Below are 253 nucleotides of genomic sequence, written 5' to 3'. Positions count from 1 at the left end.
AAAAGGCCAACAAAAAGCTTCGGAAGGAAAAGAAACAGCTAATAAAGCAGATCAAGCATTCTCATCCATTCTGTCGGCTATTAATAAAATCACTAGTCAAATTCAAGAAGTATCTGCAGCGACAGAAGAAATGTCTGCCGGTACAGAAGAAGTCAATGCCTCTATGTCCAGTGTTTCTGAAACTGCCGCGCAAGTAGCTAAGGAAACAACTCAAACTGTACAGTCTATCCAATCACAAGCAGCATCAATCGAG

The 253-nt window shown here is 41.1% G+C and carries 1 pseudogene; it reads left to right on the top strand.

Annotated elements, in window-relative coordinates:
* A pseudogene (locus MR107_RS30825) lies at window positions 1-253 on the top strand (methyl-accepting chemotaxis protein); the annotation flags it as partial.

This window comes from Bacillus cereus group sp. BfR-BA-01441 (assembly GCF_022663075.1).
Lineage (GTDB): Bacteria > Bacillota > Bacilli > Bacillales > Bacillaceae_G > Bacillus_A > Bacillus_A cereus.
The sequence above is the reverse complement of the archived record's forward strand: the minus strand, read 5'-3'. Positions and strand labels throughout refer to the sequence as shown.